Raw genomic sequence first — 14,664 nt, 5'->3', positions numbered from 1 at the left:
AAAATTCCATTTGCGGCGCGCAGAGCGCACCCGGAGAGGTAACGGCTTTGCCAAAGCGTGGCTTAACCGTTGCTGATTGCGTGGGCGGATAGCGCGTTTATTTCGCCCTGCCAACCACATGGCAGGGCCTGTTCAACGCCTATCTGAAGCCGAGGTTTTTCAAGCTGAAATAGAGCTGGAAGGTATCGCCGCGTTCGGCATCGCCTGCCGACACGTAATCGCGTCGCCACGTCAGGCCGAGTTCGAGGCAATCGTCCTGGTAGGCAAGGCCCAGGCGCGTCCTGATCGGCTGAAAACCGTCGCTCGACAGGCTGAGGTCTTCCTCGCGATTGGTGAGGTTGAAAACACCTGACCCGAAAACCGACCAGTAATTGGCGAAGGACAGGCGTGCCGCGGCGCGCAATTCCTCGCGGTCCTGCAAATCCTCTACCGAGGTGATGTTGCGATCGAGGCGCAGGTACCCGACCTCGACATAGGTCGCGCTGGTGCCCACGGTCGCGTCGAATTCGTTGCGCCTTACGGCCAGGTTGTCCTTGTCCAGACGAAAGCGGTGCGTGAGCTTTACGAAGTCGCGGAAGCGCAGCTCGGTACGGCCGACGATGTCGCTGACCTTTTCGGACAGGCCTGTGCCGTCAGGGAAGATGTCGCGGTCGGCATCGAGCCGGTAAGACTGGCCAAGCGTCGTCTTAACTTCCCAGCCCGGCCGGCGAAGCTGCCAGTCGAAGCCGTAGGTGATGCGCGCGCCATCCTCGATCCGGTCGTATCCGGGAAAGCGGTTCAGCGCGAAAAGGTTGGAATCTTCAAGGTCGATCGCCCGCGCATCTTCGTTGGGGATGGCAAGGTTTCTGATCGGAGGGGTCACCACTAATTGCACACGCGGCGTGAATACCTGTGTCCCGCCAAGCAACTCGCCGACGAACGGCCATTCGACGTCGAGCGCGCCGAGCGCGACCCCGCGTGCCTGCCAGCCATTTTCCCCGCGATAGGACACGGTTTGGGTCAGGAAGTTGTTGTTGGAATGGTAGACATCGCCGCGAAGGAGGCCGGTCAGGGTCACCACCTGGCCAAGGCCAAGGATCTTTCGCAGGTCCCATTTCGCGCGGGCAAAGGCGCGCTGGGTATCCTGCCCTTCGGCGCGCATTATTGCGAGGGTGTTGGCCTGCAATTCGACCTTGCCGCCGAGCACCGGTTCATCGAGGCGGAGGCGGTAATCCATCGCGGGCAGGGCGATCGGCACCTGGCCCTGATCTTGGTTCAGGCGCAGCGTCTGTGTCGCCCATCCCGCCAGCGAGAAGTAGGAATTGCGGTCGATCCGCTCCAGGTCGACCATCGAGCGCAGGCGATCGTCGCGGCTGATGTCATAGCGGCGCAGGAAGGTGCGGTCGCTTGCGAGCCGGACGGAACTGGTGAGGCTCCATTCCGGGGTGAACTGGAACTTGCCGTTGGCGAACAGGTAGCCGCGCGGCTCGCTCTCGAAGGTATCGGTCCGGGTTGCGTCGGTGAAGCGGCGGCTGTTCGTGGCGTAGCCGGTGATCTGGTAAGCGCCCTTGTCGGTCAGGTGGCGCCACTGCGCGGAAACCATCGGCGGCGCTTCGGTGAAGGCGTAGGCCGATACCGTCAGGTCCTTGTTGTCGGCGAGGCGGATATAATAGCTTCCAGAAACCTCGACCCCGTTGCTTTCCGAAAAGCGCAGGTCCGGCACGAGAAATCCGCTGACTGCGCCGCCATCGGTGCGGATTGCGAGGCCGGGCAGAGGCAGGATGCGCGCCCCGAACAGCTCGAGGTAAGCACCTTGAAACCGTAACCGCGAGTCCTGCGGATCGTAGATCACGCGGTCGGCAGTGATCCGCCAGCTTGGGTCCTTGTTGCAGCCTTCGGGCGTGACGACTGCGCAGGCGCTGTAGGCGGCCTCTTGCAGCGCGATAGTCCCGTCGGTTTCGCGTAAACCCCGCCGCGCGGCAAGACGGCCGCCCTGGCGCAGCGCGAGTAAGAGGTTCTCCAGCGCGCCCGCTTCGAATTCGTCGGTCAGCTCGACCTGGTCCGAAAAGAGCTGGTTGCCGTTTTCATCGACGAACCGGACGTTGCCGCTGGCAAGAATAACGCCGGTCCGCCTGCTCCAGCTGACACTGTCGGCCCGGACCGAGCGTTCGCCCGAGCGCAGGACGACATTGCCCTCCGCGGTGACGATATCGGCATCGGAATCGTAGCTGAGGATGTCGGATGCGAAGGCGATCTGGCGTTCGCCAGCTTCGTTGAACTCGGCAGTCGGTGGCGGGTCGAGGTCACTTTGCGCGACGATAACGGCGTCCGGCGGAGGAGGCAGGTCAGTCGGGCTTTCACCTTCGGGCTCTTCCACCGTCCCGGCGCCCGTAGCCGCACCGTCCTGCGCGGCCAGCGGGGCAGCGGCAGCCAGAGCAAGCGCACCCGCTCCGGCCCCGAAGGCGTGCAAAAAGGTATTGCGCGAAGGCTGGGGCCACAGGAGCATGGCTTGCCTATCGCATCGCCCACGCCTAATCGCAATCGCCATCCTCGGCGGCCCCGCATCCAGCGATCGGGCTGCGTCAGACAGTTTTCCGGGAGTTTCCATGCACATCCAATTCAGCAAGACCCAACCGCAGGCGGCGCGCCTCATTGCGCATGTCGCCGACAAGGGCAAGCTTCCTCAATCCTTCGACGCCGCCATGAAGGCAGGCGCAGAGGCAGCCCGCTTCAAGGGCGGCGCTGGCCAGACCTTCGAAGGGTTCGTGGCCAGCGGTGACGGCGCTGCGCGCATTGCCGTGGCGGGGGCGGGCGATGCGTCAGACGATGCGCGTCTCGCAAATCTCGAAAAGGCCGGCGCTGCGCTGACTGCGAAATACCAGTCGACCGGTAACGAGGAGCTTGTCCTCGACGTGACCGAAAACCGTCTCTCGGCCGAAGAAGTCGGCCATGTCCTGCTCGGGATGCGTCTGCGTAACTGGCGCTACGACATCTATCGCACCAAGATGAAGGACGAGCAGAAGATCACGCTCAAGAAAGTCACCGTGGTCGGCGCGCCCGACGATGCCGATACTGCCTGGAACGAGCTTGAAGCACTTGCAGAGGGCGTTGAATTTACGCGCGAACTCGTGACCGAACCTGCCAACATCATATATCCGGAAAGCTTCGTAGAACGCTGCCAGAAGCGTTTCGAGGGCACGCGCGCGGAACTGATCGTCCTTGACGAAGCCGAAATGGGAAAGCTCGGCATGGGCTCGCTCCTTGGTGTCGGACAGGGTTCGACCCGCGACTCGCGCATTCTTGCGATCCGCTGGAACGGCGGAGAAGAAGGTGAACGCCCGATCGCCTTTGTCGGCAAGGGCGTGACCTTCGACACCGGCGGGATCTCGATCAAGCCGGGTCCGGGCATGGAAGACATGAAGTGGGATATGGGCGGCGCAGGCGCGGTTGCCGGCGGCATGCTTGCGCTGGTCAAGCGCAAGGCCCCGGCCAATGTCGTGGGCGTCATGGGCCTCGTCGAGAATATGCCTGACGGTAACGCGCAGCGCCCGGGCGACGTGGTCACGTCGATGAACGGCCAGACTATCGAAATCCTCAACACCGACGCCGAAGGACGCCTCGTCCTTGCCGACGCGCTCCACTGGACGCAGCAGGAGTTCGAGCCGACCCGCGTCATCGACTTCGCAACGCTCACCGGCGCGATCATCATCGCGCTTGGCAACGAGCACGCCGGCATGTTCGCGAACGACGACCAACTGGCCAAGGATATCGATGCCGCCGGCGAAGCCACAGGCGACACGGTGTGGCGCATGCCGCTGGGCAAGGCGTACGACAAGCTGATCGACAGCCCGATCGCCGACATGAAGAATATCGGCGGCAAGGGTGCAGGCTCGATCACGGCGGCCCAGTTCCTCCAGCGCTTCATCGCGGACGATGTCGCCTGGGCGCATATCGACATCGCGGGCAAGGCCTGGTCGGACAAGCCAGGACGCACCTGGGGCAAGGGCGCGACGGGTTACGGTGTCCGCCTGATCGACCGCATCGTTTCCGATACCGCCGAAGGCTAAGCGGGAGCTTTCGTCATTCCCAAGATGCGCAGGAAAGGGGATTTGCCCAGCAAGGTCTGCGAGACCTGCGGGCTGCCCTTTTCCTGGCGCAAGAAATGGGAACGGGACTGGGAGAATGTGCGCTATTGTTCCGAGAAGTGCAGGCGCAACAAGGGTAGCGGGACCGCATGACGCGCGTTGATTTCTACCAGCTCAGCCGCGACCCGGTCGATGTGACCGTGGTCAAGCTGGCGGGCAAGGCAATGCAGGCCGGGATGCGGCTCGCCATCGTCGCCGCCGATGAAGGACTCCGCGAACGCCTTGGCGAAGCGCTTTGGGCAGCTAGCGGATTCCTTGCCAACGGCCCTGCCGACGGTCCGCATGCGGCGCGCCAACCGATCACCATCTCCGATACCTGCAATCCGGTGAATGAGGCGCAGATCCTTGTCCTCGCCGATGGCACCTGGCGCGAGGAAGCAACCGCACTGGAGCGGGTCATGCTGCTTTTCGGAGAGGAAGCGACCGACGCCGCGCGCAATCTGTGGCGCGAATTGGCGCCGCGGGAAGACATCGACAACCGCATCTTCAAGCAGACCCCCGAAGGCGGTTGGCGCGAAGGGCGCTAGACCGGCTGGAACCCTTCGCCGTTTCGCCCGTCGGTTGGGCATGGGGCGCACATTTCCACTCATCATGGCATCTTGCTTGGCCCTGGCCGGGTGCGGCGATACGCAGGACCCTTCCGAAGCGGAGGTGGCGGAAGAGGATGCCAAGCCGATCGGCAGCTACACCGTCGATCCTGAAACGGGCGAAGTGCGCGCGGTGCACACCGATGGCGACGGCACCCGCACGACACTGGCGGCAGGCCGAACGGTCGACCCGGTGCTTCCGGCACCCTTCGTCCTGCCTCCCGGTGCGACAATCGAAAGCGTGACCCGCGTCGAACAGGGCGAGGGGCGGCTGGTGACTATCGTCTTCGCAAGCGAGCTCGACCGGGACGCGCTCGCCGAATTCTACCGTGAACTCGCGGGCGAAGCGGGCTTTTCCGTCACCTCAGACATACCGGGCGAAAGCGCCCTAGTGCTCGCGGGTGAAAATTTCGATGACGGCACGACCTTTGCCGCCACCATCCGCGCGTCAGATGACGGCAGCGAAGCGGAACTGACCGTAAGCGCGGGAATCGGCTAAAGCTTGCTCGCGGGCGCGCGCGGCGCTAGGGGCGCGCGCGAGAACATTCTCCCCCATAAAAGACACTTCGCAAGGAACACATATCATGGCGGTTACCCGCACCTTTTCGATCATCAAGCCCGATGCCACGCGTCGCAACCTGACCGGCGCCGTCACCAAGATGCTTGAAGAAGCCGGCCTTCGCGTCGCCGCTTCGAAGCGCATCCACATGACCCGCGAACAGGCCGAAGGCTTCTACGACGTCCACCGCGAACGTCCCTTCTTCGGCGAACTGGTCGAATTCATGATCTCCGGCCCGGTTGTGGTGCAGGTGCTCGAAGGCGAAGACGCCGTGAAGCGCAACCGCGACGTGATGGGCGCAACCAACCCGGCCGATGCCGACGAAGGCACCATCCGCAAGACCTATGCGGAATCGATCGAAGCCAACTCGGTTCACGGTTCTGACAGCGATGAAAACGCTGCCAAGGAAATCGCGTTCTTCTTCAACGACGACGAAATCGTCGGCTAAGCGACATATCATTTGTTATAAATTATCAGGAAAAAGCCTGATTTTGTAACAGATTAGGTGACGGGCGCGATCTCTGTTAAGATCGCGCCCATTATGTTTTTGGCGATTCTCCCTTCTACGCGAGAACGCCGCCGCCACATGCGTGCGGTGACAGCGATCGGCGACGCCATCAACCGGCGCGACTGGAACGCTGTGAAGAATTTGCTTTCCCCTGACTTCTCCATGACCGACCAGAGCGGCAATGAAGTTTGCGGGGCCGAAGAGTTTCTGAATTCTATACAGCAGTTCTACGAAGTTCTCGGCGACCCGAAGCTGATTTTCGATTCGATCGATCCCAATCGCGAAGAAGTGCTCGTTCGCGGCCATCTGGAAAATACAGTGTCGGATGTGCGATCACCGACGATGTGGAGGTTTCTGTTCGACGGTCCGTTGATCAGGCGCATAGAAGTCACACGGACCAATAACGAGATGACCCTGCCGCGCTTTGCCGCAGCGCGCCGTGCAACGGCAGACTAGTCCTTACCGTTAGTCTTGCGGAACAGCCGCGCTGCCAGATGGCGTAACGCGTGTGCTGCCAGGAATACCCCTGCAACCACTATCACTGCGGTCAGCGGATCGACCTCGTCGTCAAAACCGGCATCGCCCCGGATTGCTACCCAGGCGAGCCCTGCGACAGCGAGCGTGAAGAACAGATAGGGCGTGAGGCGCTGCATCAGAAATCCTCTGCCGCATCGAGCAATTTCGTGACCGATTTCGGTGCGACGGCGCGCCAGCTGCGCTCCAGCCATTCGCCAACGTGGTCCCAATCGCAGTCAGGGCGGTTGAGGATCAGCCCGACCCAGCCGCTCGCCCCGTAATAGGCCGGTTTGAAATAGGTGTCGGGCTGCGTTTCAACGAGGTTGAGCAACTCGTCCAGGCTGCCGGTCTTAACAAGCAGGGCGATATGTTCGGAACCGTGGTGCTGGTCGTTGAAATAGGCGAAATATTTACCCGACTTTTCACTGCCTGCGCGCCAGCCCGGTGAGCCGTGGCTCTCGCGCTCGTGCGTCAGGGGCAGGGCAAGCGCGAGGTCGCGCACACGCTGAAGCAGGAACTGGGGATCGCTTTCACGCGCCACATATCGGGCCAGGACCTGCGGGTAGAGCTGGTGTTCGGCATAGCGCACGCGTTCTGCAAGCGTGTCGGAAGTCTCTCCGTCACGGATCGCGACTGCCACCTGGCCCAGGACTTCGCCCGCATCGAGCTCCTCGGTCACAAGATGAACAGACACGCCGCCATGGCTGTCCCCCGCTTCGATCGCGCGCGCATGGGTATCGAGGCCAGTATATTTCGGCAGCAGCGACGGGTGGATATTGAGCATCCTTCCTTGCCAATTCGCGACGAAGCCTTCGGTCAGGATGCGCATGTAGCCGGCCAGCACGATATATTGCGCGCCCGCATCGCGGGCGGCCTTTTCCATGGCCGCGTCATGATCTGCGCGCGCCAAGCCCTTGTGGGACAGGGTGTAGGTCGGAACACCTTCAGCCGCAGCTATGGAAAGCCCCTCCGCTTCCGGATCGTTCGCCGCGACAAGGCATACCTCATACGGGCAATCGTCGATCAGGCTGGCGTAGAGCAGCGCGGCCATATTGCTGCCGCGCCCGGATATGAAGATCGCGACCTTCGCCCTCTCAGCCAAGGTGGACCGCCTCCCAGTCCGCCTTGGCGGACCATGTCCCGGCAGAACTGCGAACCGTGCAGCCTTTCTCGCCTTCGACGATACGGCCGACAGCGAGCACGGTTTCGCCCGCATCTTCGAGGCGGGTGCGCACGATCTCCGCATTTGCCGGATCGACCGCGAGGACCATACCCACGCCGCAATTGAAGGTGCGCGCCATTTCGCCCGGTTCGATATTACCCTGCGCCTGCAGGAACGCCATCAGGCCCGGCTGGTCCCAGCCGTCTGCTTCGACCTCAGCATGGGCACCTTGCGGCAGGACGCGCGGGATATTCTCCAGCAATCCGCCCCCGGTGATGTGGGCCAGCGCATCGACCAACCCGTCCCGCACCACGGGCAGGAGCGATTTGACGTAAATCCGGGTCGGTTCGAGCAAGGTCTCGATCAGCAGCCGGTCCTCGTCGAACAAGGCAGGGCGGTCGAGCTTCCAGCCCTTGTCTTCGGCCAGCCGGCGCACGAGTGAAAAGCCGTTGGAGTGGACGCCCGAACTGGCGAGGCCCAAGAGCACGTGACCCGGGGCCACCCGCTCGCCCGTCAGCTGTTCGCCGCGTTCGACCGCGCCGACGCAGAACCCTGCAAGGTCGTAATCGCCGCTGGCGTACATGCCGGGCATTTCGGCAGTCTCGCCCCCGATGAGGGCGCAACCTGCCTGTTTGCAGCCGTCAGCGATCCCCGCGATGACGCGTTCGGCGACGCCGTTGTCCAGCTTGCCGGTGGCGAAATAGTCGAGGAAGAAGAGCGGTTCCGCACCCTGCACGATGAGGTCGTTCACGCACATCGCCACCAGGTCGATCCCGACGGTGTCGTGCCGGTCGGTGTCGATCGCCAGTTTTAGCTTGGTCCCGACGCCGTCATTGCCCGCCACCAGCAGGGGATCCTTGTACCCGGCCGCCTTGGGATCGAAGAAACCGCCGAAGCCGCCGATCTCTCCGTCCGCTCCGGGGCGCATGGTGGCTTTCACCAGGGGGCCGATCGCCTTGACGAGGGCGTTGCCCGCATCGATCGAAACACCCGCCTGTTCGTAGGTGTAGGACTGGTTGTCGCTGCTCATATGTTGCCCCTCGCGCATTCGCGCTTGGATTTCCAGAAGCGATTGGGCAAAAGGCCCGCTGTTTTCCCCATGCGGCATCATTTTTCCCTTCCCCGCTCGAAGCGCCTCGCGATCATCGCAGCCGGCATAGCCATGACCGGCGGAGCTGGATGGCTCGCCTACGCGCAGGTGGGCGGGGAACGCGGGATCGCGCCCATCGCCTCGTCCACGGACATCGAGGTGTCGGGCATCGAAGTGGACGTGAAGGCCGATTCCGGCCTTGAAGCGCGCGAAGAGGCATGGCGCGAAGCTCAGGTAAAGGCCTGGGAAAAGATCGACGGACCCAGCCTGCCCGATTCGCAGATCGAGAGCATGGTTTCCGCCATCGTGATCGAGCGTGAGCGTTTGGGGCCAAAGAGGTATGTCGCGACGCTTGGCGTAGTGTTCGACCGGGCCCGTGCGGCCAGGTATCTCGGCGCCGAGGGTCGTTCACGCCGTAGCGCGCCGATGCTGTTGCTTCCCGTAACGATGTCCGGCGGCACTGCGCTGGTCTACGAACAACGCAATCCCTGGCAACGCGCCTGGGCGAGCTACCAGGCCGGGGCCAGCCAAATCAATTACGTCAGGCCCAGCGGAGCAGGTGGCGACTCGCTGCTCCTGACCTATGGGCAGACCGGCAGGCGCAGCCGCGTCTGGTGGCGCGATATCCTCGACGATTTCGGTGCCGCGGACGTCCTGATCCCGATTGCGGAGCTGCACTACACCTTCCCTGGTGGGCCGGTCGAGGGGCGTTTCACCGCGCGCCACGGACCTGATAGCCAGTACCTCGGGTCATTCACGCTGACGGCAGAAAATCCCGAGAAATTGCCCGAAATGCTGGGTCAGGCAGTGCAGCGTTTCGATGCTATCTTCACCGAGGCCCTGGGCGATGGGACGCTCCGCCCGGATCCGACCCTCAATGTTCGCATGGGCGATCTCGATCCGGCGATTGCGCGCTTGGTCGAACTTGGCCGCAGGCTCAAGGCACAGGACGCCGCTGCTGCGGAGCGTGCGGCGATGCCGACATCCGAGAGCGACGGTACCATCACTGCCGCGCCGATCGACCGGCCTCCACCGGAAGGTTCGGTGGCACTCTACACGGTCCAGGTCACTACGCCCGACGCGCCGTCGTTCGACGATGCAATGGCTGGTATTCGCGGCGGGCAGGGTGTGCGCGCGATCGGTGTGCGCAGCACCGCAATCGGCGGCACCACCGTCCTCACCGTGAGCTATGCTGGTTCCATCACTCAGCTTGCCGATGCTCTGCGCCAGCGCGGTTTCAATGTTCGCCGGGGGGACAACGCGCTGCTTATCAGCCGTTGAGGACCGGGTTCGGCAATGTCGCAATCCCAGATCGCCCTCCCGCTCACGCAAGCTGCATCGGGTGAGCCCGAGCGGATCGTGATCGGTTCGAGCAACCGGGCGGTTGCCGACGCGCTCGCCGCTGCCGAAACCTGGCCGTTTCGCACTGCGATTCTCGCCGGGCCAGCACGCTCCGGCAAATCGCTCATTGCGAAATGGTTCGCCTCGCACACGGATGGCGGGGCCATCGACGATGCCGATACGCGCGACGAGACCGAGATATTCCATGCCTGGAACCGGGCGCAGGAAGACGGTTACCCGTTGCTGATGACCGTGAGCGAAGGCGGTTGGGACATCGCATTGCCCGACCTGCGCAGCCGCATGGGCGCGGCTTTGCAGCTGGAGATCGGCCCGCCAGACGATGACATGGCGGCAGAGCTCATGCTCAGCCACGCGGCGCAAAGGGGGCTGGCGCTCGGCGAAGGAGCGCCTGCATATTTGATCCCGCGGATGGAGCGTTCCTATGCCGCGATCGAGCGGATCGTTGCCGAGATCGACCGCCTCAGCCTTGAACGCATGGCCCCAGCCACCATGTCGATATGGCGTGACGCGCTCGAGGCTGTCGAAGGCCCTGAACAGGGCCGCTTGCTTTAAATTGCCCTTGGTGGGAGAATTACCCCGATGCTGGAACGGCTGATAGCCTACCTCGACAGCGTGAAAGCACGCGATCCTGCACCGCGCAGCCGGTGGGAAGTGCTGTTGTATCCGGGCGTCTGGGCCATGGCCTATCACCGGATCGCGCACTGGCTGTTCGAAGCGCAACTCTTCTTCCTGGCGCGCCTCATCAACCACTGGAGCCGGATGGTCACCGGCATCGATATCCATCCCGGCGCCAAGATCGGCCGCAATTTCTTCATCGACCACGGTTTTTCCGTGATCGGCGAAACGGCGGAGATCGGCGACAATGTCACGATGTACCAGTGCGTGACGCTGGGCGGCACTAACCCCACCAATGGCAAGGGCGGCAAGCGGCACCCCACGATCGCCGACAATGTGATCATCGGGTCCGGTGCTCAGGTAATCGGGCCGATCACGGTCGGTAATCGCGCGCGTATCGGCGCGAACGCGGTTGTCACCGACGATGTGCCGGAAGGCGCGACCATGGTCGGACTGAAAGCGCGCAGTACGCTGGTCCCGGCAGAGGACTGGATCAAGGAATTCATCCCCTACGGCACGCCTTGCGACGATCCTTGCGAGCCGAGCCGCGACTGCATCGAGAAGCTGGAGGCAGAGCTCAAGTCGCTGAAGGATGAAATCGCGGCGCTTAGGGCGGAGCGGGAACCGGATCAGCGTAGCGGGACCGACGATTGATGAATTTCGCCGGTGACAAGATCGTCGCCTTTCCCGGTCGCAAACCGTTGCAGGTCGGGTTCTCCCGCGAAGAACTGACCCGCATCCTCGATCTCTACGGACGGATGGTCGCGGCTGGCGAGTGGCGAGACTACGCGATGGACTTCACGCGCGATGTTGCGGTGTTCGCGGCCTTCCGCCGCGCTGCGGAACGTCCCCAGGCCCGGGTTGAGAAACGCCCCTCGCTGCGCGGCAAGCAGGGCATGTGGACCCTCTTCGGAGAACACGGCCAGGTCTTGAAGCGCGGGCACGAATTGCCCGGCGTCATGGCCCCGATCGAACGCCGCCTCCTCAAGGCAATCGACGACTAAGCATACGAAAAAGGCCCGCACCGAAGTGCGGACCTTTCCCCTTGTGAGCAGGTATGGACCTCAGGCCGTAGCAGGTAGTTTGGTCTTGAGGTCGCTCGGCAACCCCTGAACCACTGCGCGGCGGATCGGCGTCCACAGAGCGCTGAGCGTCAGCAGGGCCGAACCGATCACCAATGCGGTAAGCGCGAAATTCAGCTCCACCGCTCCGAATTCGCGGAACAGGAAGGTCAGCGCGATCAGCACATAGGCCAGCGCCGAGACGAGCAGCGCACGCCGGTCGATGGCCAGCGCCACGAGTCCGAAGACGATATAGACCGCCAGAACCAGCACGGCTGCCAGAGCCCCGATATTGTCGCCATCGGTCACGCCGATGAGAGCGAAAACCGGATGGGCGATCATCGGCGCAGCCAGCAGGTGAAGCCAGAAAGCGACATCGCTACGGCGAGTCTCGCGCTTGGGATCGCTTATATCCCAGCGCATGGCAAAGCCGAAGACAACCAGTCCTGCGACGAACACGAGCGACAGCAGAACATTCTCGATGTTGGCCGTATCGGGGCCGATAATCGCAATTATAAGCGCTATCGCCGTTCCCGCGATCGCAGCGGTGCCTGCCGCGATGGTGATCGGGACCATGAAGCGTTTCCAGTGCATCCAGGCGAAGCCCGCGGTGATCAGGAGGGCAAGGCTGGCCCACAGGAAACCGATGGTTTCGCTGCGCTCTGTCCCGCTTTCCATATAGGCCATGATGCCGCCGAGCTGGGAAAGAAATACACCACCGACGAATGCCAGCAACAGGATGATGCTAGGCAGCGCCATGCGGCGTTTGAGGGTGAAGAATTCGGCGAGGAGCCACGCGGTGACGGCAACGCCAAGTGCGGCGAAGCTTAGGCCCATGCCGCGGGCAATAGCCATGGCGCTGCGGTTGTTTTCCCACCAGTCGGGATCGCTGCCCATCTCTGGCCATGCCGGGACTGGCCAGATCGCGCCGGCAATCGCCTGGCCGATGGCGCCCATGGCAACCAGCATGATGATCACACCGATGGTCACGAAAATATCGTTGAACCCGGTGATGAGACGGAAATGTTCCGCATCGGCAGGCACCGCATCACGCGTCGAGGCGACGTGCGCGCGTAGAGCGTCGACGGCCTCCTGGCTGATGGCGCCCGAAGCCACTGCGGAATTCAGGTCTTCCTGACTGTACATGGTCTCTCCCCATTGAGTGACCACGAGTGATACGCTTGGTGTATTAATGCGTCAATACGGTGGTCTTAACTCACTCTCCAAAAACGAGAAACCCCGCCGCATCCTTGGGTGCAGCGGGGTTTTCGCTAGTTCGGGAAGGGGGTTTAGCCGCGAGCGCTGCTCGGACCGGTTCCGGTCACCTTCTGCATTGCGGTCAGGATCGCGCCCGACTGCTCGCTGCCCGACTGCGGGGCCTTGAGATTCGAGAATTCGCTGATCTTGTCCCAATTCGCTGCGAAGCCTTCGACCGTACGCTCGCCATCGGGAAGCCAGACGGCGTCGTTCATGACGGTCCAGGCCGAGTGATAGCCACCGGCGCCTGCGCCAACGATGGCATTGGTCGGTGCATCTTCGCTGACGAGGAAGAGAGCGGCCGGGACCACGTTCACCGGATCGAACAGCTTGAAGGCTTCTTCGGGGAAGAGGTCTTCGGTCATGCGCGTGCCCGCGACCGGCGAGAGCGTGTTGACCTTGATGTTGTACTTCGCGCCTTCGAGGGCCAGCGTCTTGGTAAGGCCGGCAAGGCCGAGCTTGGCTGCGCCGTAATTGGCCTGACCGAAGTTACCGAACAGGCCGGTCGAGGACGCGGTCATCATGATACGGCCGTAAGCCTGCTCACGCATGAGTTCCCAGCAAGCCTTGGTGACGAAAGCGGAACCGGTGAGGTGAACCTTGAGGACGAACTCGAAATCTTCCGGGCTCATCTTGGCGAAGGTCTTGTCCCGCAGGACGCCTGCATTGTTGAGCAGGATATGCACGCCGCCCCACTTCTGCTTGGCGTCGGCGACCATCTTTTCCATCTGGTCGTATTCGGTGACGCTGCCGCCGTTCGACATCGCCTCGCCGCCCATCTTCTCGATTTCCTCGACGACCTGGAGGGCCATGTCGGAGTGGCCGGTACCGTCGCGTGCACCGCCGAGATCGTTGACGACGACCTTTGCGCCGCGGCGCGCGAGTTCCAGCGCATATTCGCGGCCAAGCCCGCCGCCTGCGCCGGTTACGATGGCTACCTTGTCCTTGAAATCGATGCTCATGGGTGGGGGCTCCTGCTTTGTCGTTTACGTAAAGGTCAATTGTGCGCTGCGGCGTGGCATTTTTGCGTGCATCTTGCAACCGTATGCGCGGCGATCCGCCATGCCGTAGGGGCAGGGTGAAGACGAAGCGAGCGCCTACAGCGTTTCGAGGGCGGAAATGAGGCGATCGAGCGATTCGATGACAGCATCCGCACCCAGTTCGTGTGCCGGCTTGTCGCAATAGCCGTACGCCGCCGCGATCACCGGAGCGTCCGCCGCGCGCGCTGCCCGGACATCGTAAGAACTGTCGCCCACGAAGGCCATCGGGCCGCCGCCACACCGATTGCGTGCCTCGATCACTGCATCCGGTTCGGGCTTGGCGCGGCCCTTGCCCATGGTATCGCCGCCGATGATCGTCTCGAACCGGTCGGCAAGGTCCAGGGTCGTGAGGATATCGCGCGCGAAGCCTTCGAACTTGTTTGTGACCACGGCCATCTTGACGCCCCGGGCCGCCAGCGCGTCCAGCGTCTCGACCGCATGGGGGTAGGGCCGCGAATGAACCGCGTTGTTTTCCGCGTAATAGCCCAGCATCTGCTTGTAGAGACGCCGGAACTCGTCATCCGGAAGGCCGCCCTGCTGGTCCACCGCGCGAGCAAGCATGATCTTGGCCCCGCCACCGATGAGGTCGCTGGCATGGTCCGCCGGGACGGGGTCGAACCCGCCCAGTACAAGCGCATGGTTCACCGCAGCGCCAAGATCGCGGTGAGTCTCCAGGAGTGTGCCATCGAGGTCGAAGCCGACCGATTGGAAGGGAAATGCCGTCATGGCGTCAGGGGGTGAAGGATGGTTCTTCAATCCGCAAGCATTTGGTGGCATGGCCAA

Annotated in this window: 17 protein-coding genes; 10 read left to right on the top strand and 7 right to left on the bottom strand. The window is 62.9% G+C overall.

Features of this window, described 5'->3' with window-relative positions:
- Positions 1-139: 139 nt before the first annotated feature.
- A complete protein-coding gene (locus GRI34_RS06975; protein ID WP_160595309.1) occupies positions 140-2,485 on the bottom strand; it encodes an LPS-assembly protein LptD in 2,346 nt (781 codons plus the stop codon).
- Between the two features lie 100 nt (positions 2,486-2,585).
- On the opposite strand from GRI34_RS06975, the gene GRI34_RS06970 reads away from it, so the two are divergent.
- The 6 genes from GRI34_RS06970 (at position 2,586) to GRI34_RS06945 (ending at position 6,234) form a co-directional block, all read left to right on the top strand.
- Positions 2,586-4,046, top strand: coding sequence for a leucyl aminopeptidase (locus tag GRI34_RS06970; RefSeq protein ID WP_160595308.1), 1,461 nt, complete (start codon positions 2,586-2,588; stop codon positions 4,044-4,046).
- Positions 4,047-4,070: 24 nt separating this feature from the next.
- Complete coding sequence (locus tag GRI34_RS06965; RefSeq protein WP_100259362.1) at positions 4,071-4,217, top strand: DUF2256 domain-containing protein; 147 nt, start codon at positions 4,071-4,073, stop codon at positions 4,215-4,217.
- Complete coding sequence (locus tag GRI34_RS06960) at positions 4,214-4,651, top strand: DNA polymerase III subunit chi (RefSeq protein WP_160595307.1); 438 nt, start codon at positions 4,214-4,216, stop codon at positions 4,649-4,651. Before GRI34_RS06965 ends, GRI34_RS06960 begins: the two co-directional genes overlap by 4 nt.
- Before the next feature lie 64 nt (positions 4,652-4,715).
- Entirely contained in the window at positions 4,716-5,210 is a 495-nt protein-coding gene (locus GRI34_RS06955) for a hypothetical protein (protein WP_160595306.1), read from the top strand.
- Positions 5,211-5,295: 85 nt separating this feature from the next.
- Complete coding sequence (gene ndk, locus GRI34_RS06950) at positions 5,296-5,718, top strand: nucleoside-diphosphate kinase (RefSeq protein WP_160595305.1); 423 nt, start codon at positions 5,296-5,298, stop codon at positions 5,716-5,718.
- Between the two features lie 57 nt (positions 5,719-5,775).
- Positions 5,776-6,234 carry a nuclear transport factor 2 family protein gene (locus tag GRI34_RS06945; RefSeq protein ID WP_160595304.1) on the top strand — a complete coding sequence of 153 codons (459 nt, stop codon included), beginning with the start codon at positions 5,776-5,778 and terminating at the stop codon, positions 6,232-6,234.
- Here GRI34_RS06945 and GRI34_RS06940 read toward each other — a convergent pair.
- Genes GRI34_RS06940 through purM form a run of 3 tightly spaced genes read right to left on the bottom strand, consistent with a single transcriptional unit; the run spans position 6,231 to position 8,486 of the window.
- Positions 6,231-6,431: a hypothetical protein gene (locus tag GRI34_RS06940; protein WP_160595303.1), complete on the bottom strand. Its 201-nt coding sequence runs from the start codon at positions 6,429-6,431 to the stop codon at positions 6,231-6,233. The two genes, GRI34_RS06945 and GRI34_RS06940, sit on opposite strands and share 4 nt — an antisense overlap.
- Entirely contained in the window at positions 6,431-7,396 is a 966-nt protein-coding gene (gene purN, locus GRI34_RS06935; RefSeq protein ID WP_160595302.1) for a phosphoribosylglycinamide formyltransferase, read from the bottom strand. Before purN ends, GRI34_RS06940 begins: the two co-directional genes overlap by 1 nt.
- Positions 7,389-8,486, bottom strand: coding sequence for a phosphoribosylformylglycinamidine cyclo-ligase (gene purM / locus GRI34_RS06930; protein ID WP_160595301.1), 1,098 nt, complete (start codon positions 8,484-8,486; stop codon positions 7,389-7,391). Before purM ends, purN begins: the two co-directional genes overlap by 8 nt.
- A 132-nt stretch (positions 8,487-8,618) precedes the next feature.
- Here purM and GRI34_RS06925 point away from each other — a divergent pair, with 132 nt between their 5' ends.
- Genes GRI34_RS06925 through GRI34_RS06910 form a run of 4 tightly spaced genes read left to right on the top strand, consistent with a single transcriptional unit; the run spans position 8,619 to position 11,527 of the window.
- Complete coding sequence (locus tag GRI34_RS06925; protein WP_234028168.1) at positions 8,619-9,827, top strand: heavy-metal-associated domain-containing protein; 1,209 nt, start codon at positions 8,619-8,621, stop codon at positions 9,825-9,827.
- 15 nt (positions 9,828-9,842) lie between these two features.
- Positions 9,843-10,460 carry a P-loop NTPase family protein gene (locus GRI34_RS06920; protein WP_160595299.1) on the top strand — a complete coding sequence of 206 codons (618 nt, stop codon included), beginning with the start codon at positions 9,843-9,845 and terminating at the stop codon, positions 10,458-10,460.
- Between the two features lie 27 nt (positions 10,461-10,487).
- Entirely contained in the window at positions 10,488-11,177 is a 690-nt protein-coding gene (gene epsC / locus GRI34_RS06915) for a serine O-acetyltransferase EpsC (protein ID WP_160595298.1), read from the top strand.
- Complete coding sequence (locus GRI34_RS06910) at positions 11,177-11,527, top strand: DUF2794 domain-containing protein (RefSeq protein WP_160595297.1); 351 nt, start codon at positions 11,177-11,179, stop codon at positions 11,525-11,527. Before epsC ends, GRI34_RS06910 begins: the two co-directional genes overlap by 1 nt.
- A 60-nt stretch (positions 11,528-11,587) precedes the next feature.
- Here the strand turns inward: GRI34_RS06910 and GRI34_RS06905 are convergent, their stop codons facing one another.
- From GRI34_RS06905 to GRI34_RS06895, 3 genes are all read right to left on the bottom strand, one after another.
- Positions 11,588-12,730 (bottom strand): hypothetical protein, encoded by a 1,143-nt coding sequence (locus GRI34_RS06905; RefSeq protein ID WP_160595296.1) that lies wholly within the window; start codon positions 12,728-12,730, stop codon positions 11,588-11,590.
- A 143-nt stretch (positions 12,731-12,873) separates the two neighbouring features.
- Positions 12,874-13,803: an SDR family NAD(P)-dependent oxidoreductase gene (locus GRI34_RS06900; protein ID WP_160595295.1), complete on the bottom strand. Its 930-nt coding sequence runs from the start codon at positions 13,801-13,803 to the stop codon at positions 12,874-12,876.
- A gap of 135 nt (positions 13,804-13,938) precedes the next feature.
- Positions 13,939-14,607 (bottom strand): HAD-IA family hydrolase, encoded by a 669-nt coding sequence (locus GRI34_RS06895; RefSeq protein WP_160595294.1) that lies wholly within the window; start codon positions 14,605-14,607, stop codon positions 13,939-13,941.
- Between the last annotated feature and the right edge of the window lie 57 nt (positions 14,608-14,664).

This window comes from Qipengyuania aquimaris, from assembly GCF_009827445.1.
GTDB lineage: Bacteria > Pseudomonadota > Alphaproteobacteria > Sphingomonadales > Sphingomonadaceae > Qipengyuania > Qipengyuania aquimaris.
Note: the sequence above shows the minus strand (reverse complement) of the source record. Positions and strands in the feature narration are given on the sequence as shown.

Excerpts from the sequence above, each read along its gene's own strand:
- GRI34_RS06975 (WP_160595309.1), bottom strand. The coding sequence starts at position 2,485 with ATGCTCCTGTGGCCCCAGCCTTCGCGCAATACCTTTTTGCACGCCTTC.
- GRI34_RS06970 (WP_160595308.1), top strand. The coding sequence starts at position 2,586 with ATGCACATCCAATTCAGCAAGACCCAACCGCAGGCGGCGCGCCTCATT.
- GRI34_RS06965 (WP_100259362.1), top strand. The coding sequence starts at position 4,071 with ATGCGCAGGAAAGGGGATTTGCCCAGCAAGGTCTGCGAGACCTGCGGG.
- GRI34_RS06960 (WP_160595307.1), top strand. The coding sequence starts at position 4,214 with ATGACGCGCGTTGATTTCTACCAGCTCAGCCGCGACCCGGTCGATGTG.
- GRI34_RS06955 (WP_160595306.1), top strand. The coding sequence starts at position 4,716 with ATGGCATCTTGCTTGGCCCTGGCCGGGTGCGGCGATACGCAGGACCCT.
- ndk (WP_160595305.1), top strand. The coding sequence starts at position 5,296 with ATGGCGGTTACCCGCACCTTTTCGATCATCAAGCCCGATGCCACGCGT.
- GRI34_RS06940 (WP_160595303.1), bottom strand. The coding sequence starts at position 6,431 with ATGCAGCGCCTCACGCCCTATCTGTTCTTCACGCTCGCTGTCGCAGGG.
- purM (WP_160595301.1), bottom strand. The coding sequence starts at position 8,486 with ATGAGCAGCGACAACCAGTCCTACACCTACGAACAGGCGGGTGTTTCG.
- GRI34_RS06925 (WP_234028168.1), top strand. The coding sequence starts at position 8,619 with ATGACCGGCGGAGCTGGATGGCTCGCCTACGCGCAGGTGGGCGGGGAA.
- GRI34_RS06920 (WP_160595299.1), top strand. The coding sequence starts at position 9,843 with ATGTCGCAATCCCAGATCGCCCTCCCGCTCACGCAAGCTGCATCGGGT.
- epsC (WP_160595298.1), top strand. The coding sequence starts at position 10,488 with ATGCTGGAACGGCTGATAGCCTACCTCGACAGCGTGAAAGCACGCGAT.
- GRI34_RS06910 (WP_160595297.1), top strand. The coding sequence starts at position 11,177 with ATGAATTTCGCCGGTGACAAGATCGTCGCCTTTCCCGGTCGCAAACCG.
- GRI34_RS06905 (WP_160595296.1), bottom strand. The coding sequence starts at position 12,730 with ATGTACAGTCAGGAAGACCTGAATTCCGCAGTGGCTTCGGGCGCCATC.
- GRI34_RS06900 (WP_160595295.1), bottom strand. The coding sequence starts at position 13,803 with ATGAGCATCGATTTCAAGGACAAGGTAGCCATCGTAACCGGCGCAGGC.
- GRI34_RS06895 (WP_160595294.1), bottom strand. The coding sequence starts at position 14,607 with ATGACGGCATTTCCCTTCCAATCGGTCGGCTTCGACCTCGATGGCACA.